The following is a 22,603-nucleotide window of genomic DNA, read 5'->3' on the forward strand; positions in this document are numbered from 1 at the left end:
CTGTCAGTCGCCCTGGCACACCTGACTATCATCCAATACTGCGTTTCGGCGCTGTGCGGATATGGGTGGAATACAGGGTCAGCCCGGTGAATGCCAATCCCCCGACCAGGTTGCCGAGCACGACGGGCAGCTCGTTCCAGATCAGGTAGTCCATGATGGAGAAATTGCCGCCCATGATGAGCGCGGAGGGGAACAGGAACATATTGACGATGGAGTGCTCGAAGCCCATGCCGAAAAACACCATGATGGGCATCCACATCGCCATCACCTTGCCGGAAACGCTGGTGGAGATCATGGCGCCGACTACCCCGGTCGATACCATCCAGTTGCACATGACGGCCCGGATGAATACCGTCAGCATGCCGGCCGCGCCAAATTCGGCATAGCCCAGTGTGCGCTTTTCGCCGATGCCCGCGATGATGGTGCCCACCTTGTCCGGCTCGGCTGCAAACCCATAGGTGAAGACGATGGCCATGAATACCGCGACCGTGAATGCACCGAGGAAATTGCCGACGAACACCAGCCCCCAGTTGCGTAGAATGCCTTTGACGGTGACGCCGGGGCGCTTGTCGATCAGGGCCAGGGGCGTGAGTACGAAGACACCGGTCAGCAGATCGAACCCCAGCAAGTAGAGCATGACGAAGCCCACTGGAAACAGGATGGCGCCGATGAGGGGATAGCCGGTCTGCACCGAGGCGGTGACGGCAAACACGGCGGCCAGTGCCAGGATGGCACCGGCCATGTAGGCACGGATGATGGTGTCCCTGGTCGACATGAATACTTTCGACTCGCCGGCATCGACCATTTTGGTCACGAATTCTGAAGGTAGGAGATAAGCCATGATATTGCACCTCTTAAAAATAAAAAAAGCGTCCACTCCAGATACCCTTTTTCAAGTGCTATCTGGAGTGGACGCCATTGTCCTGATCGTCAAGTGATATATGGCACTGCCTGTAGACGCATCGCGCCGCCATTGGCGCGATCACTGCAGTCCATGCGTAGGGAACCAGCAAAAAATATGCCGAGGATGAAAACCACCCAGGCATCCTTTTTATTTTCTGGTGTCGGTGGCTTGAGGTGATCAGCCTGTGATGCGGGCTGCCGGGCGGCTGCCCTCGGTTGCCGTCAGGCGTTGTTCCAATATTGGACCCCAGGCAGGTTGGGCCAGGACATTAGCCTAGCCAGGCAATAGGATGTGCTGGTTGCACGATTGTGGTGCGGTTGTGTCAGGGGCGCTTTATTGCGGTGCGTGATCGGGATGGATATCCAGTTGAAGCTTGGCGAGGCGGCTGTACAGCCCGGATTGCCGGCGTAATTCATTCGGCGTCCCGGTTTCGACGATGCGGCCATGCTCCAGTACCACGACGCGGTCGGCATTCTGGATGGTAGCAAGGCGATGGGCGATCACCAGTGTGGTCCTGCCGTGCATGGCCGAAGCCAGGCCCTGCTGTACCAAGGTTTCCGATTCCGCATCCAGGGCGCTGGTTGCTTCATCAAGCAAGAGGATGGGCGCATTCTTGAGCATGGCACGGGCGATGGCGATGCGCTGGCGCTGGCCGCCCGAAAGCCGGGTGCCGCGCTCTCCCAGGAAGGTGTCATACCCCTGCGGCAGGCGTTCGATGAATGCATGGGCTTGCGCCGCCTGGGCTGCGTGCTTGATCTCTTCATCGCTGGCATCGGGCCTGCCATAACGAATATTCTCAAGCGCATTCGCGGAAAAGATCACCGGGTCCTGTGGCACGATGGCAATCATGCCCCTCAATGTGTCGAGGGACAGGTTGCGGATGTCCAGGCCGTTGATACTGATGGATCCTTCGAAGATGTCGTAAAAGCGCAACAGGAGTTGGAACAGGGTAGTCTTGCCTGCGCCCGATGGTCCGACCAGGGCAACGGTTTCGCCCGCATTGATCTCGAGAGAAATATGGTCAAGCGCTGGCTGATCAGGTTTTGCCGGATAGTAAAAACTCACGTTGTCGAACTTGATGCTTGCCATGTCGGTGCTGCTGGGGAGTACCGGCGTTGACGGGTCGCGGATCGCAGGCTTGCTGTTCAGCAGCTCCAGCAGGCGTTCGGCCGCTCCCGCGGCGCGCATGATGTCGCCCCATACCTCGGCGATGGTGCTGACGCTGCCGGCAACCAGCGCCGCATAGAGAATGAAGGAGGCGAGCTCGCCGCCCGACAACTCGCCTTGCGTGACCTGGTGCGCCCCCAGCCACAACACGAAGATGATGGCCGCACTGATGCCGGCAATGACGAATGCAGCCAGGAAGGCACGCACGCGGATACGGCGGACGGCAGCCTTGAAGCTGGTTTCCACGCTGTGGCGGAAACGCTGTTGTTCGCGGGGCTCCTGGGTGAAGGATTGCACTGTCGGCATGGCATTGAGGATTTCACCCGCCATGGCCGAGCTGTCGGCAATGCGATCCTGGGATTCCCGTGACAATGTCTTCACCGAGCGGCCAATCAGCATGATCGGCAGTGTCAGCAACAGCATGAGTCCGAGATTGAGGCTGAATAAATACCAACTCGTGACCGCGAGCATGATCATGCCGCCAATGAATTGGAACAGGCTGCGCAGGCCGAGGGAGATTGAGCTGCCGACAACGGTCTGGATCAAGGTGGTGTCCGCGGTCAGGCGGGACAGCACCTCTCCCGTCTGCAGGGTTTCGAAGAATTGCGGCGACTGGGTAAGCACTCGCTCATACACCAGGGAGCGCAGGTCTGCGGTGACGCGTTCGCCTATCCAGGACACGATGTAATAGCGGCATGCCACGATCAAGGCCCAGACAATCACCAGGCCGCAGATAAAGACGAAATGACGGTTAATGTCCTGAGCGTTCTGCGCGGCAGCGGTGCCTGTGCCGAACCCTTGGTCGATCAGGTCGCGGAACGCCCAGGGCACGAGCAGCAGAATGGCGGAAGCCAGGCTGAGCAAACAGAATGCGAGCAGGATTTGCCAGCGATATGGCCGCAATAACGGCCATAAATCACTGAACAATCGTAAAGGACGGTTGGGTGCTTGCAGGGGGAACCTCGCTTAGGCTGGCGCTGGATGTCTAGCATACCGCACTGCGCAAGCTTAGGGTAAAGCGGGTACCCGCTTCAGAAAAGACTAGCGGCCTTTGCCGCTCATGGAGCCGCGATTGAAATCCTTGTCGCCAGGGGGAATGCAGCGGCCGATACCGAACAAGCCGCCCTGGGTGCCGGGAGGGCAGCCCTGATTTTCCGGGTATTGCTTGGCGATCTTGTCCGCTTCAGCCTTTTTCTCCCTGTCCACATACTCCCACTTGCCGTTGGGGTGCAGTAGGATCTTGTCGCCATTTGCGGTCGTGGTTTCAATTGGCGGCGCGTCGTCCGGTGCCGCCGTCGCAGGCATGCTCAAGGCCAGCAGGGTCAAAAGGCTAACACAGGTCAATTTCATGCTTATCTCTCAAATGTTGTTGGTTTGGGTTCCGGAATACTAGCAATATCTGTTCCGGAATGTTTTCAGCGCTGGTTCACGCTCTCAGTCTGCGGATTTGGTTTTATACTGGCGGGCATGAATGGGGATATATCATAAACCTAAATGAATAAAATCTTGCAATACTTGATCTGGCTACTTGTCGCCGTCGTCGGGGCTTCTGCGGTGGGTGGCATTGCCCTGCACCGCGGCGAAAGCATCAATGCCTTGTGGTTTGTGGCGGCGGCGGTCTGTGTGTTCGCGCTTGCCTATCGTTTCTATGCGGCCTGGATTGCCGCCCGTGTCCTGATGGTGGATGCCACCCGGGCGACCCCGGCGGAGCGTCTGGACAATGGCCGAGACTACGTCCCGACCAACAAATGGGTGGTATTCGGTCATCATTTCGCCGCGATTGCAGGTCCGGGGCCGCTGGTGGGGCCGACGCTGGCGGCGCAGTTCGGTTACCTGCCGGGCACCTTGTGGATATTGGTGGGTGCCGTGCTGGGTGGTGCGGTGCAGGACATGGTGACCCTATTCCTGTCAACACGGCGCAATGGCCGCAGCCTGGGTCAGATGGCGCGAGACGAGCTGGGGCCGGTTGGTGGCTTTGCCGCCTTGGTGGGAACGTTCACCATCATGGTGATCCTGATTGCGGTGCTCGGACTGGTGGTAGTCAACGCCATGAAGCATAGTCCCTGGGCGACATCGACCGTGGCGGCCACGATACCGATTGCCATGATCGTCGGCCTCTATATGCGTCATTTGCGGCCAGGCCGTGTGCTGGAAGCCTCGGTACTCGGGGTGGTGTTGCTGCTGCTCTCGGTCTTCGGTGGCGGATACATCGATCATCATCCCTACTTGGGCAGCCTGTTCAATCATGACGGGCTCACGCTTGCCTGGTGGGTCATCGCTTATGGCTTTGCCGCCGCTATCCTGCCGGTTTGGTTATTGCTGGCGCCGCGCGATTATCTTTCGACCTTCATGAAGCTGGGCACCATTTTCCTGCTGGCTGTCGCGATCATCCTGCTGCAGCCCGAGGTCAAGATGCCGGCGTTGACCCAGTTCATTGACGGCACCGGGCCGATTTTCGGCGGGGCCTTGTTTCCGTTCGTCTTCATCACTATTGCCTGCGGCGCGGTATCCGGCTTTCATGCCTTGATCGCTTCGGGCACGACGCCCAAGCTGATTGCCAATGAAGGGGATATCCGCCTCATTGGCTATGGTGCCATGCTGCTGGAGTCCTTTGTCGCCATCATGGCAATGATTGCCGCTACGGTGCTCGATCCGGGTGTGTTTTTCGCGATCAACAGCCCGGCCGGCTTGGTGGGCAAGGAGGCCGCAGATGCGGTGGCGGTAATTTCCAGCTGGGGGTTCCCGGTCACAGTGGCGCAGATGGAAACCCTCGCGCGCCAGATGGGCGAGGCTACCTTGTTTGCGCGAACCGGTGGTGCGCCCTCTCTTGCTGTGGGTATGGCGAGTATTTTCGGCAGCGCATTCGGCGAGCACTTGCTGGCATTGTGGTACCACTTCGCCATCATGTTCGAGGCAATCTTCATCCTCACGACGCTGGATGCCGGCACCCGCGTGGGACGGTTCATGCTGCAGGACATGCTGGGAAATGTCTGGCCCAGGATCGGCCGGACCTCGTGGTATCCCTCAGTGCTGCTGACCAGCGCGATTGTAGTGGCCGGCTGGGGCTATTTCCTTTACATCGGTGTCATCGACCCGAACGGCGGAGTGAATATCCTCTGGCCGTTGTTCGGCATTTCTAACCAGATGCTGGCGGCGATTGCGTTATCGGCAGGGACAGGCATTCTCATCAAGTCCGGCAGACTCAAGTATGCCTGGGTGACTGGCTTGCCGCTGAGCTGGCTGGTGGTGGTGACGACGACGGCCGCCTGGGAAAAGATCACCAGTACGGACGTCCGCGTTGGCTTCATTGCCGCTGCCAATGATATGTCGGCAAAGCTTGCGGCGGGGGTGCTGCCTCCCGAGAAGGCCGCCGTGGCGCCGCAGTTGATATTCAATCAGCAGCTCGATGCCGTGTTGACCTTGTTCTTCGTGGCGGTGCTATGGATCGTGATCATCGATATGCTACGCGTGAGTTGCCGCAGCCTCAGCGGCAAGTCCGTGCGCCCTTCCGCTGAGGCGGCTTATGTCGAAACCAAGCTCGGTGCAGCCTGGGGGCGGGATTGATGTGGCAGGCGTGCCGACAGCTTATCCACCGGACCTGGCGCTATCTGCGCCAGGTATCGGGGGATGATGCCTATGAGCGCTACCTGCATCTGTATGCTGCCAATCAGGAACGGCATGGTCACCAGGGACCGCCGCTGAGCAGGGAGGCGTTCTTCAAAGCGTGGCAGCAGCAGAAGTGGGATGGCATCAAACGCTGCTGCTGAGGCCGCTGTGGTCGATGCATGCCAGCATGGCGGGAACAATGTTCAATGTTGAGGTAGGGTAGCGCGAGTCTGCCGGGTTGTCGCCAGCAACTGGGCCGGGCGGGTCAGGCTGCATGGTTCAGGCTAAGGGATGGCGTCTAGGCTTCGCCGTTTCCTGCATCCGCCAGCATGCCGCAAGCCAGTGCTCCAACTTGTCTTACCGCTTGCTCGATCGCCAATGTCCATAAATGGCTGAAATTGAGCCGGATATAGTGGGTCAGGTCTTTCTTGCGGGAAAAAATGGTGCCCGGCGCCACGGTAATGCCGTTGTCGATGGCGGCGCGATAGAGCTTGAGCGCATCCAGCGGCGCGGGCAGGTTGACCCAGATGACGTATCCTCCCTTGGGTGCAGAAAGCTGCGTGCCTGCGGGGAAACTTTCCTCTATCACGTTGCGGATCAGCACATACTGCGAGCGCAGTGTGTGCCGCAATTGCTTGAGGTGTCGCTCGAAACTGTCGCGCTGCATGAATTTCGCAATTGCGATCTGCGGTGCGGAGGGCATCGACAGGCTGTTGAGGAACATCAGGCGCTCCACTTCCTGCCGGTAGCGTCCGGCCACAGTCCAGCCGACGCGGTAGCCTGGCGCCAGGGATTTGGAGAACGAAGCGCAATGCAGCACCAGTCCGGAGCGGTCAAAGGCTTTGGCAGGCTTGGGCGCTGTTTCGCTGAAGTAAAGCTCGCCATAGACGTCATCCTCGATGAGCGGAATTTGCTGCTCTTCCAGAAATGCCACCAACGCTTGTTTCTTGGCGTCAGGCATGACAAAGCCCAGTGGATTCTGGAAGTTGGCGGTGAGTATCACGGCAGCGATGCGGACATTGCCGGCGGTGGCCCGCAATGCATCCAGATCAATGCCGGAATCCGGATCGGTGCGCAGCTCGGCCACCTTCATGCCCAAGCGCTCGACAGTATGGGCCAGGGCGTAATAGCCGGGGGATTCCAGCGCAATGACATCCCCGGCCTTGGCGACGGCTTGCAGGCACAGCGTAATGGCCTCGGTAGCGCCATGCGTGATGACGATGTCATCGGGTGATACGTCCATGCCGTTGGCAAGGTAGCGGCGCGCAATCTGTTGGCGCAGCATTTCATTGCCGGGCGGCAGGTCGCTCAGCACTCCCCATTCGCCTTCATCATCGGTCAGGGCTTTTTCGTATTGGTGAATCTTTTTAAGCGGAAACAGCTGCGGATCCGGGAAAGGTGAGCCCAGCGGCACGGTACCGAACTCGCGGATGGACTTGAGCGTAGTGAGTACCAGCTTGCTGGCATCGACTTCGGACAGATTGATATCCTTGGACAAAGGCGATGTCTCGTGCCGCTGTAGGCGCTTGCGCGGCGTGACGTAGTAACCTGATTGGGGATGGCTGCTGATGATGCCTTCCTGCTCCAGCAACAGGTAACCACGCAGGACGGTGCTGATGCTCAATCCGTACTTCTGGCTGGCTTGCCTGACCGAGAAGATCTTGTCGCCGGGCCGCAATACGCCTTCATCGATCATTGCGCGTATGCGGGCAGCAAACGAGACATAAAGCTTCATGTGAGCGTAGGCGAGGCTGTGGTCGGGTTCCGGATGCCTGTCATTGTACTCCAGCGCCGGGTATGCGCGGCTGGTGTTTTACAGGTTTGCAAAATCGACGATATGTTGGGGGATGCTGGGTCGAATCCAGCCCGAGAGCGGAGGCGGTATTCTGGCGGATGCCGGGAGCAGCGCAGGCACTATCTCACAGTGCCATCAGCGAATGACGCTGGATTGGCGTCCGGCAAGCATCCACGCCATCCCTGCATGGGCTTGTCGTCCGAGCATATGCCTAGGCAGCCTGCAGCGCCCGGGAAATTTCTTCTCCGTTGGCTGTCAGTGCGGCCACCAGTCGCTCCTTCTCTGTAGAGATGATGACAAGCTCTTGTTCACCCAGCGCGGTCATCAGGCGCTGCAGCGTGCTCATGCGGATGCCGAGGCGCTTGCAGATCGCTGCCAGCGGCACACGGGCGCGGCCTGCTTCATGCTCGGCATGCAGCAGTTCCAGAATGCCCAGCATCAGCACGGCGCTCTGATCGAGCTGGGCATGCTCGGAAGCAAAGTCATTCGCTTCCTGTTCGGCAGCATCATGATCAAGCAGCATGGGACACCTTCTGCTCACCGGCCTTCTCGATAATGACCGGGATCGACTTGGAGGTTGGCGTATGCGACAGGTCGGCAACACTTTCCAGGGGCACCAGGTTGTTGGTTTCCGGATAATAGCCGCCCAGGCAGCCTTGTGGAATGTCGTAGGCCACCACTAGGAAATGATCGGCGCGACGCGTGACACCGTCCTGCCAGACACTGACCAGGTTGATCCAGTCGCCGGCCTTGAGTCCCATGCGCTTAATATCTTCCGGGTTCATGAATATCACGCGGCGCTGGCCGAACACGCCCCGGTAGCGATCATCCATGCCGTAGATGGTGGTGTTGTATTGGTCATGGGAGCGCGTGGTCATCAGCACGAACATCCGGTCGCCGTATTGCGCGCGCGCCTGGTGAATAGGGGAGTTGCGCGGAATTTCGTGCAGCGTGAACTCTGCCTTGCCAGAAGGGGTATTCCAGATGCGGTCACTGGAAGGCACGGGCAAGCGGAAGCCGCCAGGATGCTTGATACGTTCGTTGTAGTTCTCGAACAGGTGAGGCAGTGTCTGCTCGATGGCATCCCGGATCTTGCTGTAGTCCTTGATGTATTCCAGCCAAGGCGTCTTGCTGTGTTTGAGCGTTGCATGGGCCAGGCGTGCGACGATGGCGGGCTCGGACAGCAGGTGCGGAGAAGCTGGCTTGTTCATGCCGTAGGAAATATGCACCATGCTCATGGAGTCTTCCACCGTGACACCTTGCGGGCCGGTTTCCTGCATGTCGATCTCGGTGCGGCCCAAGCATGGCAGGATCAAGGCTTCCTTGCCATGCACCAGGTGGCTGCGGTTGAGCTTGGTGGTCACGTGAGCGGTCAGGTCGCAATTGCGCAGCCCTTGCCAAGTGCGGTCGGTATCGGGCGTGGCAATCGAGAAATTGCCGCCTAGCGCGAAGAAGAACTTGGCCTTGCCGTCTATCATCGCTTGGATGGCGGCGACGGCATCGTAGCCTGGCTCCCTGGGCACTTTGATGTCAAACACGCGTTCCAGGCTCTCCAGGAAAGCCTGAGGCATTTTTTCGTAGATGCCCACAGTGCGGTTACCCTGCACGTTGCTGTGGCCACGTACTGGGCACAAGCCTGCGCCTTCCTTGCCGATGTTGCCGCGCAGCAGCATCAGGTTGACCAAAGTCTGGATGGTGGCGACGCCATGCTTGTGCTGTGTGATGCCCATGCCCCAGGTGGAAATGACGCGGTCACCAGTAGCATAGATCCGGGCAACTTCCTCAATCTGCTCCAGAGGCACGCCGGACTCTTCGACGATCACATCCCAGCTTTCCTTGCGCGCATCCTCGGCGATCGCCTCGAAGCCATTGGTATGCTGCTCGATGAACGCCACGTCCACGACACGCTCGGTGCCGTTTTTGATGGCCTCATCATCCCACTGGATGATGAACTTGATCATGCCCTTGATCAGCGCCAGGTCGCCGCCCAACTTGGGTTGGATGAACATATCGCTGATCTTGCTGCCCTTGAACGACAGCATGTCGAACGGGCTTTGTGGATCGGCAAAGCGCTCCAGGCCGCGTTCCTTCAATGGATTGATCGCCACGATGCGTGCGCCGCGCTTGGCGGCTTCGCGCAACTCGCCCAGCATGCGCGGATGGTTGGTTGCAGGATTCTGGCCAAAAATCAGCAAGGTGTCGGCATGTTCGAAATCATGCAGCGTCACAGAACCTTTGCCAATGCCCACGGTGGGTGGCAATGCCATGCTGGTGGATTCGTGGCAAAGGTTGGAGCAGTCCGGGAAGTTATTGGTGCCGAACTCGCGTACGAACAATTGATAGAGAAAGGCGGCCTCGTTGCTGGCGCGGCCCGAGGTGTAGAAGATCGCCTCGTTCGGGTCAGCCAGCGCATTCAGGTGCTTCGCCATCAGCTCGAAGGCGCCGTCCCAGGAGATTTCCTCGTATTTGTCCGTGGCTGGGTTGTAACGCATGGGATGCGTCAGGCGGCCTTCGTTTTCCAGGTCAAAGTCGCTCCACTCCATCAGTTCGGTGACGGTGTGCTTGGCGAAGAATTCAGGCGGCACGCGCTTGGCCGTTGCTTCAGCGGCCACGGCTTTGACGCCATTCTCGCAGAATTCGAAAGTAGAGGTATGCTCCTTATCCGGCCAGGCGCAACCCGGACAGTCGAAACCGTCGGGCTGGTTCTGCGAAAGCAGGGTGATGACGCCCTTTACAGGAATCTTCTGCAGCGCGAGCTGCGCGGCAACTTGCTTCAGTGCCCCCCAGCCGGCGGCTGGGTGGTGGTAAGGCTTGATGGCTGCTTTAGGTTGCGACATATCTTCTCTATATAGTTTTCCAGAAATTAGGCCGGCACCCGTGGAAATGAGCCGACGCTATGAGTACACAATGACAATGGCAACAATCGTAAGGGAACGAATGGAAGGAAACCAGATACAGAAACGGGGGAATTTTTAGGGTACAGTTCATAGCCAAACTAGCGGGGATAGCGCTTAGATATTGGCTCGATAGTTGTTCTCATTCAGAGGATGCTACTTGCGCTCTGCCCTACAAACATAATGATGTTGGCCGCGCAGGCCTGAAACCTGCCGGAGAATCAGGTTCTTTGGTCATCGGCGCAAGCTCACAATCAGCAGCCACACGCCCGCGATCACCATCGGCAGGCTCAGCCATTGCCCCATGCTCAAACCCAGCGATAGCAGTCCGAGGAAGCTGTCCGGCTCACGGGTAAATTCAACCAGGAAGCGGAAGCTGCCATAGCCGATCAGGAACAGTGCCGACACCGATCCCCTGGCGCGTGGCTTGCTGGAGTACCACCAGAGCAGGATGAAGAGCGCGACGCCTTCGAGCAGGAATTCGTAAAGCTGCGAAGGGTGGCGCGCGATGCTGTCCACATGGGGGAACACCATGGCCCAGGGCAGGTCGCTGGCACGGCCCCAGAGCTCGCCATTGATGAAGTTGCCCATGCGTCCTGCACCCAGGCCTACAGGCACCAGGGGAGCGACAAAATCCATGATGCCGAAAAAGGTCAGGCCACGCCGTTTGGCGAATAGCAACATGGCGACCATGACGCCGAGGAAGCCGCCGTGGAAGGACATACCGCCTTGCCAGAGAAAGAGGATTTCGTGCGGGTGGGTCAGATAGTATTCGTGTTGGTAGAACAGGGCATAGCCCAGTCTGCCGCCGAGGATGACGCCCAGTGCGCCATAGAACAGGGCATCGTCGAGGTTTTTTTTCGTCCAGCCAGCTTTTCCCCACCAAGGCTGGTGGGCGATGCGCCAGCGACCCAGCCACAGAAAGGCCAGGAATCCAATGAGATACATCAGGCCATACCAATGGATACCGAACGAGCCCAGGTGAATGGCGACTGGATCAAATTGTGGGTGAACAAGCATTGGGATTGGCCCTTGGATTGGAGTAAAATCTCCCAATTATACGTTTAGTTTAGGGTTTTTATGCCGCAATACCGCTCCAGGACCTCCACCCATGGCCGCAACATGGCAGGCGCACGCGCACTCTGGCGTGCTACCGGGATGAAGGAGGACGACTTTCAGAAACCAATCATTGCGATTGCCAATTCTTTCACCCAATTTGTTCCCGGGCACGTACACCTCAAGGATTTGGGACAGCTGGTGGCTAGGGAGATCGAGCGTGCGGGTGGCGTCGCCAAGGAATTCAACACGATTGCCGTGGATGATGGCATTGCCATGGGCCATAGCGGCATGCTGTACAGCTTGCCCAGCCGTGACCTGATTGCCGATGCCGTGGAGTATATGGTGAGCGCCCACTGCGCCGATGCGCTGGTGTGCATCTCCAACTGTGACAAGATCACTCCTGGCATGCTCATGGCGGCGCTACGCCTGAATATTCCCGTGGTATTCGTCTCGGGCGGGCCGATGGAGGCCGGCAAGGTCAATTGGCAGGGCAATATGCACAAGCTCGACCTGGTGGATGCCATGGTCGCTGCTGCAGACAGCAATGTGTCCGATGCGGAGTCCGAGGCGATCGAACGTTCTGCCTGCCCGACCTGCGGTTCCTGTTCCGGCATGTTCACCGCCAACTCGATGAACTGCCTGACCGAGGCGCTCGGCCTGAGCCTACCTGGTAACGGCTCCACACTGGCCACGCATGCTGCGCGCAAGGAGCTGTTCCTCAAGGCTGGTCGCCTGATCGTGGAAATCACCAAGCGCTACTACGAACAGGATGACGAGAGTGTACTGCCGCGCAGCATTGCCAACTTCAAGGCATTCGAGAATGCCATGAGCCTCGACGTCGCCATGGGCGGCTCGACCAACACTGTATTGCATTTGCTGGCAGCGGCGCACGAGGCTGAGGTGGATTTCACCATGGCTGACATTGACCGTATTTCCCGCGGCGTGCCCTGCATATGCAAGGTGGCACCTGCTACGGCCAAATATCACATGGAGGATGTACATCGTGCAGGTGGCGTGATGGCCATCCTGTCAGAGTTGAGTCGGGCCGGGCTGATCCACCGTGACACTCCCACCGTGCACAGTCCAACCCTGGGTGAGGCGTTGGATAAGTGGGACATCATGACCACCAACGACGAGGATGTGAAGAAATTTTATCGTGCCGCACCTGGCGGTATTAGCACGACGATCGCATTCAGCCAGTCCATGCTCTGGCCGGACCTGGACACTGACCGCAAGGAAGGCTGCATCCGCGACAAGGATCATGCGTATTCTCAGGATGGCGGACTGGCAGTGCTTTACGGCAACATTGCCCTAGACGGCTGTATCGTGAAGACGGCCGGCGTGGACGACAGCATTCTCAAGTTCACGGGGCGCGCGCGCATTTTTGAAAGCCAGGATGATGCCGTGGCTGCCATTCTTGCAGACAAGATCGAAGCGGGGGACATCGTCATCATCCGCTACGAAGGCCCGCGCGGCGGACCTGGCATGCAGGAAATGCTTTACCCGACCAGCTACCTCAAATCCAAGGGACTTGGCAAGGCATGCGCGCTGCTGACCGATGGCCGCTTTTCCGGCGGTACCTCCGGTCTGAGTATCGGCCATGCCTCTCCGGAAGCTGCCGAAGGCGGCGCAATCGGCCTGGTGGAGGAAAACGATATCATCGAGATCGACATTCCCAATCGTACTATTCATCTGGCGGTCAAGGACGAAGTGCTTGCCCACCGGCGCGCTGCCATGGAGGCACGCGGCAAAGATGCATGGAAGCCGGTCAACCGCCAGCGTCATATATCCGTTGCATTGCGTGCGTATGCTGCCATGAGCACGTCCGCGGCCAAGGGGGCTGTGCGTGACGTCAGCCAGATCGAGAAGTAGGCGCGAAAATAATAAGAAGAATTCATCCATCTTGTTTTAAAAGAGCGTATGCAATCAGTACACGAATTGAATGCCCGATACGGGGTTGGGCATAAAATCCATTTTTCCGCAGACCTGAACGGATTGGTGACGCTGGAAATCGAGAACCCACATGCCTCTGCCAAGGTCGCCCTGCAAGGGGGCCATGTCATGCAGTGGAACCCGCGCCATGCCGAGGCGCCGGTATTATGGTTATCTGATCAGGCGCGTTTCGTCGCCGGACGCTCTATCCGGGGCGGTGTGCCGGTCTGCTGGCCGTGGTTTGGCCCGCATGCCACGGACGAGACACTCTGTCCCCATGGCTTTGCCCGAGTGGTGCCGTGGGACGTGGTCGACGCTAGGCCAGAGGCGGACAATACAACCAGCCTGGTATTGAAGCTGGTGGAGAGTCGCCAGGTGGAAAAGCAGTGGCCTTACGATTGCGAGCTGACCTTGACTGTCAATATCGGCCCGACGCTCAAAATGGCGTTGACGACCACCAATAAGGGTCATGAGCCGTTTGTGATCGGCGAGGCGTTGCATACCTATTTCCAGGTCAGCGACATCGAGGTCGTCAGGGTGCTTGGGCTGGATCATACCGAGTACGAGGATAAGGTCGAGGATTATGCCCTCAAGCGCCAGTCTGGAGATATCAGTTTCAATGACGAGGTGGACCGGGTATACCTCAATACCGATTCGACCTGTGTCTTGGAGGATCCTGGCCTGCGCCGCAAGATTATCATCGAGAAATCAGGCAGTCATTCCACTGTGGTCTGGACGCCATGGGAGCGGAAGGCAGCCGAGATTGGCGATTTGGGCAGTCATCATGGCTGGCGGCATATGGTATGTGTCGAGACTTCCAATGTCAGGGGCAATGTTGTCACCGTCGAGCCAGGCAGTGCTCACACCCTGAGCGTGCAGTACAGCACTGAAAGTTTGTAGCCGGGTTTAGGTGTGGCAGCACGGTATTGCCACCGTCTTGGGCGTTGTAACCCGATTCAGCGGGAGCGAAAGCTCCAGGGAGAAGGAATGAAGGCAATCATGCGCATATTGATGTCCGCGGGCTGCCTGCTCATGGCTGGGCAAGCGGCCGCGGTGGATGCAAAGGCGGCAGAGTCATTGGCACAGAAAAACGGTTGCTTGGCTTGTCACGCACTCAAGCAGAAAGTCATTGGCCCTGCATTGCAGGATATTGCAGCCAAGTACCGTGGCGAACCTGGAGCCGAGGCCAAGCTGATAGGCCGGGTCAAGAACGGTACCAGCGGGGTTTGGGGGCCGGTGCCCATGGGACCGAACAGTCCGCAAGTCAAGGATGAGGATATCAAGGTCATCGTGCAGTGGATCTTGACCTTGTAAGGGGTGATGCAATTGCTTAAAACAAGCCAGTCAGTGAGCTGACTGGCTTTTTTGTTGGCTGGGATTCATGATGGCTTGAACGCCTTGGGAGGGGTGCCTGGTCTTTAGGCTAGGCCGAGTGCCTTGAGTCGGCGGTAGAAACGATTACGGCTCATGCCGAGTTCTCTGGCAGCGGCGGAGATATTGCCTTCATGGTGTTGTAGTGCCTGTTTGACAACCTCATTGGTGATGGCGTCGATGGAACCTGCAGTAGGGCCGGGCGTTTTCTGTTCCAGTGTCATGCTGTTGTCCAGTTCATCCATAAACCCGGGAGGTAGGTGCCGCCGCTGCAAAGGTCCGCCTCCAGACAAGGCCAGCATCGTTTTAAGCACGTTGTGCAGCTGGCGGATATTGCCTGGCCAAGGGTGTCGGCGGAACAGGTTGAGCACGTCTTCATGGATTTCCACATGGCCGCCCCTTTCTGCAGACATGATGTTGTAGATGATGGCGGGCAGATCCTGGCGCTCGCGTAACGGTGGCAAAGTCAGGCTGATGCCGTTGAGGCGGTAGAAGAGGTCTTTGCGGAAAGTGCCTTCGGCGACTTTTTCCTGCAGCTTCTGATTGGTGGCGCTGATGACGGCAAAGTCCAGCTTTCTGGACTTGCTGCCGCCCAGTGGGGTGATGCTGCGTTCCTGTAGTACACGCAATAGCCTGGCTTGCAGGAGTAATGGCATGTCGCCGATCTCATCGAGGAACAAGGTGCCACCATGCGCCTGCTCGATTTTGCCTTGGCTGCCTTTCTGGCGCGCGCCGGTGAAAGCGCCTTCTTCGTAGCCGAACAGCTCTGCCTCAATCAAGCCTTCCGGCAGTGCGGCGCAATTGATGGCGATCAGTGGGCCGCTGGCGCGTGCGCTGTTCTGGTGGATGGTGGTGGCCAGCAGCTCCTTGCCTACGCCAGTCTCGCCCTGAATCAGGATGGGAATGTCCTGATCCATGACCAGCCTGGCCTGGGTCAATATTTCTGCGATACGAGGATCCTCACTGGTCATTGCCATGGCAGGCGCAGTGGGTGGCTTGGCAGCGTGGCGTATGCCGGCGATCCCGTGATTGGCGGTTGTGTCTGGGGCGACATCAAGTGTTGCATAGGCAGGCCCGCCGTTCGTGAGCGTGAGTGTCAGTGGGGCGTTTGCGTTCTGCCTGTACTCCTCAAGGAGCTGGGAGAGTGGCTCAAGGAATATGGATTGGAAATCGGTGGGCGGGTTCGACTTGCCCAGCAGCTCCAGGCCATTCCGGTTGATGGCCAGCAGGGCGCCTTCACGCGACAATACTGCACAGCCTTCCCATGCCGAACCGATAAAGTCGGCAGCAGTGTGGAAATGAAGTGTGAGTGGTCCTTGGTAACAGGCCCTGAACACGCGGTTTTCTATCTGTTGTGCTGTCATTTTTACCAGCGTCAGCGTGTGTTGCTGGTGGGCGGCAAACGCATTGGTGACATTGAGCGTGCCAAGCAATTGCCTGTTGGGACCGAAAATGGGGACGGCATAGCAGCTGAAATTCTGTAGCTGTTCAACGAAGTGCTCTGCGCCCTGCACAGCGACTGGTTGCTGCTCCACGATCGCTGTACCGATGGCATTGGTGCCGCGCTCCTGCTCGCACCAGGAGTAGCCTGGACTCATGATTTCCCTGGGGGCAAGGTCCACCAGCAAGTGCTGGCCTTCGCTATGGAGGATAACGCCTTCGGCATCTGTCAGTGCCACTACGCTATACGAATGGGCGATCTGCTCGTACAGCATGGAAATTTCTGGCTTGGCTTGTGTCAGCAGCAAGCGGTATTTGCTGCGTTTTTTTTCCAGCTCTACCCGGTCCAGTGTGGCGGTGCTGAGGGGCTGGAAAGCGTTGATGCCGTTGTCCAAGCTGCGTTGCCAGGAGCGTGCGATAGTCTTGTTGACCACACCTTCCACCATGCTACCTTGCTTGAGGAATTGCAGCCTTGCATGCTCGATCTGCTGCAGGGACTTTGTCATGGGGTTTTGCATGGTGAGCTTCATGGTTGATCGTAGGAACTGTTCCTAAATGTAGCACTTGTGCAATTTTGTGACAACTTGTTACGTTGAGACCAGGATGCGGTCCAGGAATAAATCCGTATGGCAACGTATTATTTTTTCATGGTTTTTAGGAATTATTCCCATTTATTTATTTTGTTGGCATGAGGATTGCTGTATAGGCCCTGCAAGTTGATGACCAGATATGGAGTTGGTCATGGTGCCGGCTGAGGTGGAGAACATCAGCCAGTAATAAAACAACAAACATACTATGGAGAATATCCCTTGAAAGCGAAGCATTTGAAAATAGCACTGGGTGCCAGCCTCATCGGCCTGGCTTCCATTCCTGGTTTTGCAGCCACTGATCTGGAAAAGCTGATGCAGGACGACAACCAATGGGCCACACAGCGCAAGGACTATGCAAACACTGGTTACAGCAAGTTGTCCCAGATCAACCAATCCAATATCAAGAACCTGAAGGCCGCCTGGACGTTTGCGACCGGGGTCAACCGCGGTCATGAAGGTGCTCCGCTGGTGGTTGATGACACGTTGTATTTCACCACGGCATTCCCCAATAACGTCTATGCGCTTGACTTGAACAATGAAGAAAAGATCAAGTGGTCTTACTTCCCCAAGCAGGATCCTTCCGTACAGGCATTGCTTTGCTGCGATAACGTTACCCGCGGCTTGGCTTATGGTGACGGCAAGATCTTCCTGCAGCAGAACGACGGTCAATTGGTCGCGTTGGACGCCAAGACCGGCGCCAAGGTATGGGAGGTGGGCGTTGTGGACGTCAAGCAAGGCGCTACTACTACGAATGCACCTCATGTATTCAAGGACAAGGTCATTACCGGATGCTCGGGTGGTGAGTATGGCGTACGTTGCTACCTGACAGCCTACAACATCAAGGACGGCTCGATTGCGTGGCGAGCTTACGCAACCGGCCCTGACAGCGATGTGCTGATCGGCAAGGATTTCAACAAGGATAACCCGCATTACAGCGCATTGTCCGTGTATGAAGACATCAACGGTGGCAATCAGGAAGGCGGCTCTTTCAAGGCCCTGCCCAAGGAAAAGCTGAAGTTCCCTGAGACCGACCTCGGCGTGAAAACCTGGCTCAAGCCACAGGCTGCCAAGAATGGCTGGGAACACGGTGGCGGCGGAACTTGGGGCTGGTACTCCTACGATCCTGCATTGAATCTGGTTTACTACGCGACAGGTAACCCATCTGTCTGGAACCCAGACGTACGTCCTGGCGACAATAAATGGTCCATGACTATTTTCGCGCGTGACCTCGACACAGGTTTAGCGAAGTGGGGCTACCAGCTGACACCGCACGATGAGTGGGACTATGATGCCGTGAACGAAACCATCCTCTGGGATGCAGATGGCAAGAAACTCGCTACCCATTTCGACCGCAATGGCTTTGGCTATACCTTGGATCGTCAGACAGGCAAGCTGCTGGTGGCGGAAAAGATGCATCCGTTCGTTAACTGGGCAACTGGCATTGACTTGACAACAGGGACTCCAATCAAGGATCCCAAGTACGCCACCCATCAGGACGTGCAGATTTCGGGCATTTGTCCTGCTGCATTGGGCGTGAAGGATCAACAGCCTGCTGCTTACTCTCCCAAGACCAAGCTGTTCTATGTACCGCTCAACCACGTCTGCATGGATTACGAGCCTGTAGAAGTGAAGTATGTCGCTGGCCAGCCTTGGGTTGGTGCAACCTTGAGCATGTATCCTGGTCCCGACGGTGTCATGGGCGGCTTCATGGCCTGGGACGGCCTCAAGGGCAAGCAAGTCTGGTACAAGAAAGAGAAGTTCTCGGTATGGAGCGGTGCTTTGGCTACTGCGACCGACATCGTTTTCTACGGCACACTGGATCGCTGGTTCAAAGCGGTTGATGCCAAGAGCGGTAAGGAACTTTGGAAATTCCGTGTGGGTTCAGGCGTTGTCGGTAATCCGATCACCTATACCCATAAGGGCAAGCAATACGTCGCACTTCTCTCCGGCATTGGTGGCTGGGCAGGTGTGGCAATGAACCTGGGCCTGACCAACGACAACGAAGGTTTGGGCGCAGCAGGTGGTTACAAGGAATTGAAGGAGTGGAATGCAGCGCCTGGTGGCGGTGCACTCAACGTCTTCAGTTTGTAATCGCCGTTCAGTAGTACCCCTGCCGCCAGGCAGGGCTCATCTCCATTTTAGTAGTCCCTTCTTGCCAGTCCCTTGTGGACTGGCTTTTTTTTGCCTACGAAATCCAGGGGCGAGCGTAGCGAAGCCAAGAATGGTTTTGACGTTGTTCCCCGTCTGGCTGCGCCGAGTAGCGCAGATATGTCTGGAAAAAGAGCTTGCGTCTGTCTGAGCGAAGCGAGTTCCGCAAGCTCCCAGACAGATTGAGCAACGCAGGGGAAGGGAGCTTGCTCCCGGCGTAGACGCCGGGGTCGCCTTTTGTTTGGTTCCTTTATTTTGGCGAAGCAAAATAAAGGGACTCGCTGACAAGCGAAAGACAACGGGTCAATCACCTGCGATAGTGGTCAAGACCATGGTTGCTTAACTCACTATCTAAGTTCTAATTTTCAACCCCATCAAGCTCCACGATTTTTAGACTTCATCCATAGTGTGATTGCGCGAGGATGGGTTTCGCCCCGTCAGGCAAACCTATTATTTCTTTTGTTTCGCCAAAAGAAAGATGTGAAAGAAAACGAAGTTTCGGCGGAGCCAAAAGGCTCCCCGATTGTCCGTGTCCCTACACCACGTTCAGGGCAACCTGCGTTGTTCGCTTTTAATGGGGCTGGCTAAACTCGCTACGCTCAAACAGACGTCAGTGCTGTTCCATTAAAAGCTGCGCTATTCGGCGCAGCCAGACGGGAGGGAAAGCCAACACTTGGCATCGCGCTTACGCTCGCCTTTGGGGGAGTGCCTAACTGTTGCGTTGCCTGAGCTTGCTGTGATGCATGGAGTAGGCGAAATACATGATGATGCCGATGCCCACCCATATCAGGAAGCGGTGCCAGGTTTCGCCGGGCAGGAATGCCATGAGGGCGCTGCAGGAGATGATGCCCAGGAGGGGAATGATGGGGCCGCCTGGATTCTTGAATGGTCGGTGCAAGTCGGGCTGGCGTTTGCGCAGGACAATGACGCCGACGCATACCATGACGAAGCTGGCGAGGGTCCCGATGTTGACGGTCTCGGCCAGGGTGCCGAGCGGGAAGAAGCCGGCGACGATGGAGATGATACTGCCGCAGAACAGGATCACGCGGGTTGGGGACTGGCGGTCCGGGTTGACCTTGGAGAAGGCTGCGGGAATCAGTCCGTCGCGGCTCATGGCGTAGAGGATGCGGGTGAGGCCGTACAGTAATACCAGTAGTACCGTGATCAAGCCTGCCAACACGCCGGTCGCGACCAAACTGGACGACCAGCTGTATCCAAGCTTGCTCAGTGCGTAGGCAACGGGTGAGGAGACATTGAGGTCGGAATAGTGCACCACGCCAGTCAGTACGCCCGAGACCAGGATATAGATGAGGGTGCAGAATGTGACAGAGGCAATCAGTCCTATGGGCAGGTCGCGTTGCGGGTTGCGTGCTTCGTCGGCAGCGGTGGAGACGGCATCAAAGCCGAAATAGGCGAAAAAGACCAGGGAAGCGCCCGCCAGGATGCCGATATTGCTGCCATCCGCCTGGCTGGAGAACCAGCCGAACGGCATGAAGGGGTGCCAGTTGTCGCTATTGATATGGCCGACGGCGATGGCGAGGAAAATGGCGATGGTGCTGAGCTTGATCGCCACCATGATGTTGTTGACGGTGGAGCTTTGCTTGACGCCGCTGATCAAGATGAATACCAGCAGCCAGATAATGCCGAAGGCGGGCAGATTGATGATGCCGCCCTGGCTTGGTGCCTTGGTCCAGGCTTCCGGGATGGCAATGCCGAAATTGGCCAGGGTATTGATGAAATAGCCGGACCAGCCGTTGGCCACCGCGGCGGCACCTACGCCATATTCCAGCAGCAGTATCCATGCAATGACCCAAGCAATGAATTCACCGAAAGCGACATAACTGTAACCATAGGCGCTGCCGGAGCCGCCCACGGAGGAGGCGAGCTCTGCATAGGCAAACCCGGCAAAGGCGGCGGCAAACCCGGCAATGACGAAGGAAATCACTACGGCCGGGCCAGAATATACGGCGGCTGCAATACCGGTAAGCACGAAGATGCCAGTGCCAATGGCGCAGCCTATTCCGAGCAGGGCAAGGTCGAATGCCGACAGGCATTTCTTCAGGCCGCTGTGGTGACCTATTTCAACCGGTTTCGTGCGGAACAGCTGTGCCAACATAGGAACTCCCGTTTTTTTGTTTTTCTAGTATGCACGAATTATGCCTGAGCTTTAAATCTCCCCGGCTCGGGCATGCCGGGGTGGTTGATTTATTTGTGTTCCGTGAGCCAGTCGCGTCCGGTAATGAAGTCGCTATAGAGCCTGGCTTCGGGTGAGCCCGCTTCCGGCTTCCAGTCGTAGCGCCATTTGACGATGGGCGGCATGGACAGCAGGATGGATTCGGTACGGCCATTGGACTGCAGCCCGAAAATGGTGCCGCGGTCATAGATCAGGTTGAACTCCACATAGCGACCACGGCGGTAGGCCTGGAAGTCGCGTTCGCGTTCGCTGTATGGGATATCCTTACGTCGCTGCACAATGGGCAGGTAGGCATTGATGAAGGCATCGCCCACGCTGCGCTGGAACGCGAAACTCTGCTCGAAGCCCAGTTCGTTGAAATCATCAAAAAAAATGCCGCCAATGCCGCGCGCTTCCTTGCGGTGCTTGAGGTAGAAGTAATCGTCGCACTCTTTCTTGAAGCGAGGATAGTACTGCTCGCCGAACGGCGCCACCGCATCGCGACAGGTGCGATGGAAATGCACCGCATCCTCTTCAAAACCGTAGTAGGGTGTCAGGTCCATACCGCCGCCGAACCACCAGATCGGTTCCTCGCCGGGTTTTTCCGCCACGAAGAAGCGCACGTTCATATGCACGGTCGGCACATAGGGGTTACGCGGGTGGAACACCAGCGAGACGCCCATGGCCTGCCAGCTGCGACCTGCCGCCTCGGGGTGGGCGACACTCGCAGACGGCGGGAGCTTGTTGCCAATGACATGGGAGAAGCCGATCCCGGCCCGTTCGAACACATTGCCTTCTTCCAGCATGCAGGATGTCCCGCCACCGCCTTCTGCGCGCTGCCAGCTATCGTGCAGGAAACGTTTGCCATCCACCAGCTCGATGGCTTCCACGATGCGGGTTTGCAGGCCTTGAAGGTAGTCGAAGATTGCAGTTGGGTTCATGAAGCTCTCCAGGTGTCACGGAATTTCAATATGTCACGGGCGTACAATCGCGCCAGTGATGAGGTCCTGTATGGTCGAAGGTTTGCTCGCGCCGCCGGTTCTGCCGGGCAGCACCTTGACGCGGCCGCCGAACAGGCGATGGCATTCGCGAGCAGTCTTGGCCGGAACCCGGCCATTATGGTTGGCGCTGGTGGATACCAGCGCCATGCCGGCGTGGCGGCAGAGATTCGCTGCGAGTGGATTGGCTGTAACGCGTACTGCCAGGGAGGTGTGCCTGCCGCGCAACAGTGCCGGGCATCGCCGTGACGCAGGTACGAGCCAGGTATGCGGTCCGGGCCAGCGGGTGAACATGCGCTGTTTTTGCTCTGGCGTGACAGGGGCAATCAGCTTTTGCAATTGAGAGAAATGCTGGGCAATCACAATCAAGCCCTTGCGCTGAGGGCGACCCTTGATGCGCAGCAAACGCTTGAGCGCCCGGTGATTGGTGGGGTCGCAACCGAGTCCGAAGCAGGACTCGGTTGGATAGGCAATGACACCGCCGCTACGCAGGAAATGCTGTAGTGCGCGTGCTCTCATGCGTCTT

The 22,603-nt window shown here is 57.6% G+C and carries 17 protein-coding genes; 6 read left to right on the forward strand and 11 right to left on the reverse strand.

Translation table 11 applies throughout. The features are described from left to right. Positions 1-28 precede the first annotated feature (28 nt). From MFLA_RS01705 to MFLA_RS01715, 3 genes are all read right to left on the reverse strand, one after another. On the reverse strand, positions 29-841 hold the full coding sequence (locus MFLA_RS01705; RefSeq protein WP_011478699.1) for a formate/nitrite transporter family protein: 813 nt from the start codon (positions 839-841) through the stop codon (positions 29-31). Positions 842-1,237: 396 nt separating this feature from the next. Continuing rightward, positions 1,238-2,998 (reverse strand): ABC transporter transmembrane domain-containing protein, encoded by a 1,761-nt coding sequence (locus tag MFLA_RS01710; protein ID WP_011478700.1) that lies wholly within the window; start codon positions 2,996-2,998, stop codon positions 1,238-1,240. Positions 2,999-3,112: 114 nt separating this feature from the next. Then, positions 3,113-3,421, reverse strand: a complete 309-nt coding sequence (locus tag MFLA_RS01715; protein WP_011478701.1) for a hypothetical protein — start codon at positions 3,419-3,421, stop codon at positions 3,113-3,115. A 144-nt stretch (positions 3,422-3,565) separates the two neighbouring features. On the opposite strand from MFLA_RS01715, the gene MFLA_RS01720 reads away from it, so the two are divergent. Next, positions 3,566-5,635, forward strand: a complete 2,070-nt coding sequence (locus MFLA_RS01720) for a carbon starvation CstA family protein (protein ID WP_011478702.1) — start codon at positions 3,566-3,568, stop codon at positions 5,633-5,635. Next, the gene (locus MFLA_RS01725; protein WP_011478703.1) at positions 5,635-5,838 is read left to right on the forward strand and encodes a CstA-like transporter-associated (seleno)protein; all 204 of its coding nucleotides are present in this window, start codon (positions 5,635-5,637) and stop codon (positions 5,836-5,838) included. Before MFLA_RS01720 ends, MFLA_RS01725 begins: the two co-directional genes overlap by 1 nt. Before the next feature lie 137 nt (positions 5,839-5,975). On the opposite strand, the gene MFLA_RS01730 is transcribed toward MFLA_RS01725, so the two are convergent. The 4 genes from MFLA_RS01730 to lgt all read right to left on the reverse strand — a co-directional run bounded on the left by MFLA_RS01730 (position 5,976) and on the right by lgt (position 11,386). Further along, positions 5,976-7,412: a PLP-dependent aminotransferase family protein gene (locus MFLA_RS01730; RefSeq protein ID WP_011478704.1), complete on the reverse strand. Its 1,437-nt coding sequence runs from the start codon at positions 7,410-7,412 to the stop codon at positions 5,976-5,978. Positions 7,413-7,683: 271 nt separating this feature from the next. Then, the gene (locus tag MFLA_RS01735) at positions 7,684-7,995 is read right to left on the reverse strand and encodes a hypothetical protein (protein ID WP_011478705.1); all 312 of its coding nucleotides are present in this window, start codon (positions 7,993-7,995) and stop codon (positions 7,684-7,686) included. Further along, positions 7,985-10,309, reverse strand: a complete 2,325-nt coding sequence (locus MFLA_RS01740) for an FdhF/YdeP family oxidoreductase (protein ID WP_011478706.1) — start codon at positions 10,307-10,309, stop codon at positions 7,985-7,987. Before MFLA_RS01740 ends, MFLA_RS01735 begins: the two co-directional genes overlap by 11 nt. Before the next feature lie 291 nt (positions 10,310-10,600). Continuing rightward, positions 10,601-11,386, reverse strand: a complete 786-nt coding sequence (gene lgt, locus MFLA_RS01745) for a prolipoprotein diacylglyceryl transferase (RefSeq protein WP_011478707.1) — start codon at positions 11,384-11,386, stop codon at positions 10,601-10,603. A 60-nt stretch (positions 11,387-11,446) separates the two neighbouring features. Here lgt and ilvD point away from each other — a divergent pair, with 60 nt between their 5' ends. From ilvD to MFLA_RS01760, 3 genes are all read left to right on the forward strand, one after another. Next, the gene (gene ilvD / locus MFLA_RS01750; RefSeq protein ID WP_011478708.1) at positions 11,447-13,297 is read left to right on the forward strand and encodes a dihydroxy-acid dehydratase; all 1,851 of its coding nucleotides are present in this window, start codon (positions 11,447-11,449) and stop codon (positions 13,295-13,297) included. A gap of 48 nt (positions 13,298-13,345) precedes the next feature. After that, entirely contained in the window at positions 13,346-14,257 is a 912-nt protein-coding gene (locus MFLA_RS01755; RefSeq protein WP_011478709.1) for a D-hexose-6-phosphate mutarotase, read from the forward strand. An 87-nt stretch (positions 14,258-14,344) separates the two neighbouring features. Next, positions 14,345-14,671, forward strand: a complete 327-nt coding sequence (locus MFLA_RS01760; protein ID WP_011478710.1) for a c-type cytochrome — start codon at positions 14,345-14,347, stop codon at positions 14,669-14,671. Positions 14,672-14,775: 104 nt separating this feature from the next. Here MFLA_RS01760 and MFLA_RS01765 read toward each other — a convergent pair whose 3' ends face one another. Next, positions 14,776-16,674 (reverse strand): sigma-54-dependent Fis family transcriptional regulator, encoded by a 1,899-nt coding sequence (locus MFLA_RS01765; RefSeq protein WP_229407102.1) that lies wholly within the window; start codon positions 16,672-16,674, stop codon positions 14,776-14,778. A 303-nt stretch (positions 16,675-16,977) separates the two neighbouring features. On the opposite strand from MFLA_RS01765, the gene MFLA_RS01770 reads away from it, so the two are divergent. Further along, the gene (locus MFLA_RS01770; RefSeq protein ID WP_011478712.1) at positions 16,978-18,849 is read left to right on the forward strand and encodes a methanol/ethanol family PQQ-dependent dehydrogenase; all 1,872 of its coding nucleotides are present in this window, start codon (positions 16,978-16,980) and stop codon (positions 18,847-18,849) included. Between the two features lie 766 nt (positions 18,850-19,615). Here MFLA_RS01770 and MFLA_RS01775 read toward each other — a convergent pair. From MFLA_RS01775 to MFLA_RS01785, 3 genes are all read right to left on the reverse strand, one after another. After that, the gene (locus tag MFLA_RS01775) at positions 19,616-21,022 is read right to left on the reverse strand and encodes an APC family permease (RefSeq protein ID WP_011478713.1); all 1,407 of its coding nucleotides are present in this window, start codon (positions 21,020-21,022) and stop codon (positions 19,616-19,618) included. 89 nt (positions 21,023-21,111) lie between these two features. Then, positions 21,112-22,020, reverse strand: coding sequence for an oxygen-dependent coproporphyrinogen oxidase (hemF, locus tag MFLA_RS01780; protein WP_011478714.1), 909 nt, complete (start codon positions 22,018-22,020; stop codon positions 21,112-21,114). 33 nt (positions 22,021-22,053) lie between these two features. Further along, entirely contained in the window at positions 22,054-22,596 is a 543-nt protein-coding gene (locus MFLA_RS01785) for an L-threonylcarbamoyladenylate synthase (protein ID WP_011478715.1), read from the reverse strand. Positions 22,597-22,603: the final 7 nt, after the last annotated feature.

This window comes from Methylobacillus flagellatus KT, from assembly GCF_000013705.1.
Classification (GTDB): Bacteria; Pseudomonadota; Gammaproteobacteria; order Burkholderiales; family Methylophilaceae; genus Methylobacillus; species Methylobacillus flagellatus.

Bases quoted from the DNA above. Each gene is read 5' to 3' on its own strand.
- MFLA_RS01705 (WP_011478699.1), bottom strand. From the start codon at position 841: ATGGCTTATCTCCTACCTTCAGAATTCGTGACCAAAATGGTCGATGCC.
- MFLA_RS01715 (WP_011478701.1), bottom strand. From the start codon at position 3,421: ATGAAATTGACCTGTGTTAGCCTTTTGACCCTGCTGGCCTTGAGCATG.
- MFLA_RS01720 (WP_011478702.1), top strand. From the start codon at position 3,566: ATGAATAAAATCTTGCAATACTTGATCTGGCTACTTGTCGCCGTCGTC.
- MFLA_RS01725 (WP_011478703.1), top strand. From the start codon at position 5,635: ATGTGGCAGGCGTGCCGACAGCTTATCCACCGGACCTGGCGCTATCTG.
- MFLA_RS01730 (WP_011478704.1), bottom strand. From the start codon at position 7,412: ATGAAGCTTTATGTCTCGTTTGCTGCCCGCATACGCGCAATGATCGAT.
- MFLA_RS01735 (WP_011478705.1), bottom strand. From the start codon at position 7,995: ATGCTGCTTGATCATGATGCTGCCGAACAGGAAGCGAATGACTTTGCT.
- MFLA_RS01740 (WP_011478706.1), bottom strand. From the start codon at position 10,309: ATGTCGCAACCTAAAGCAGCCATCAAGCCTTACCACCACCCAGCCGCC.
- lgt (WP_011478707.1), bottom strand. From the start codon at position 11,386: ATGCTTGTTCACCCACAATTTGATCCAGTCGCCATTCACCTGGGCTCG.
- ilvD (WP_011478708.1), top strand. From the start codon at position 11,447: ATGCCGCAATACCGCTCCAGGACCTCCACCCATGGCCGCAACATGGCA.
- MFLA_RS01755 (WP_011478709.1), top strand. From the start codon at position 13,346: ATGCAATCAGTACACGAATTGAATGCCCGATACGGGGTTGGGCATAAA.
- MFLA_RS01760 (WP_011478710.1), top strand. From the start codon at position 14,345: ATGAAGGCAATCATGCGCATATTGATGTCCGCGGGCTGCCTGCTCATG.
- MFLA_RS01765 (WP_229407102.1), bottom strand. From the start codon at position 16,674: ATGACAAAGTCCCTGCAGCAGATCGAGCATGCAAGGCTGCAATTCCTC.
- MFLA_RS01775 (WP_011478713.1), bottom strand. From the start codon at position 21,022: ATGTTGGCACAGCTGTTCCGCACGAAACCGGTTGAAATAGGTCACCAC.
- hemF (WP_011478714.1), bottom strand. From the start codon at position 22,020: ATGAACCCAACTGCAATCTTCGACTACCTTCAAGGCCTGCAAACCCGC.
- MFLA_RS01785 (WP_011478715.1), bottom strand. From the start codon at position 22,596: ATGAGAGCACGCGCACTACAGCATTTCCTGCGTAGCGGCGGTGTCATT.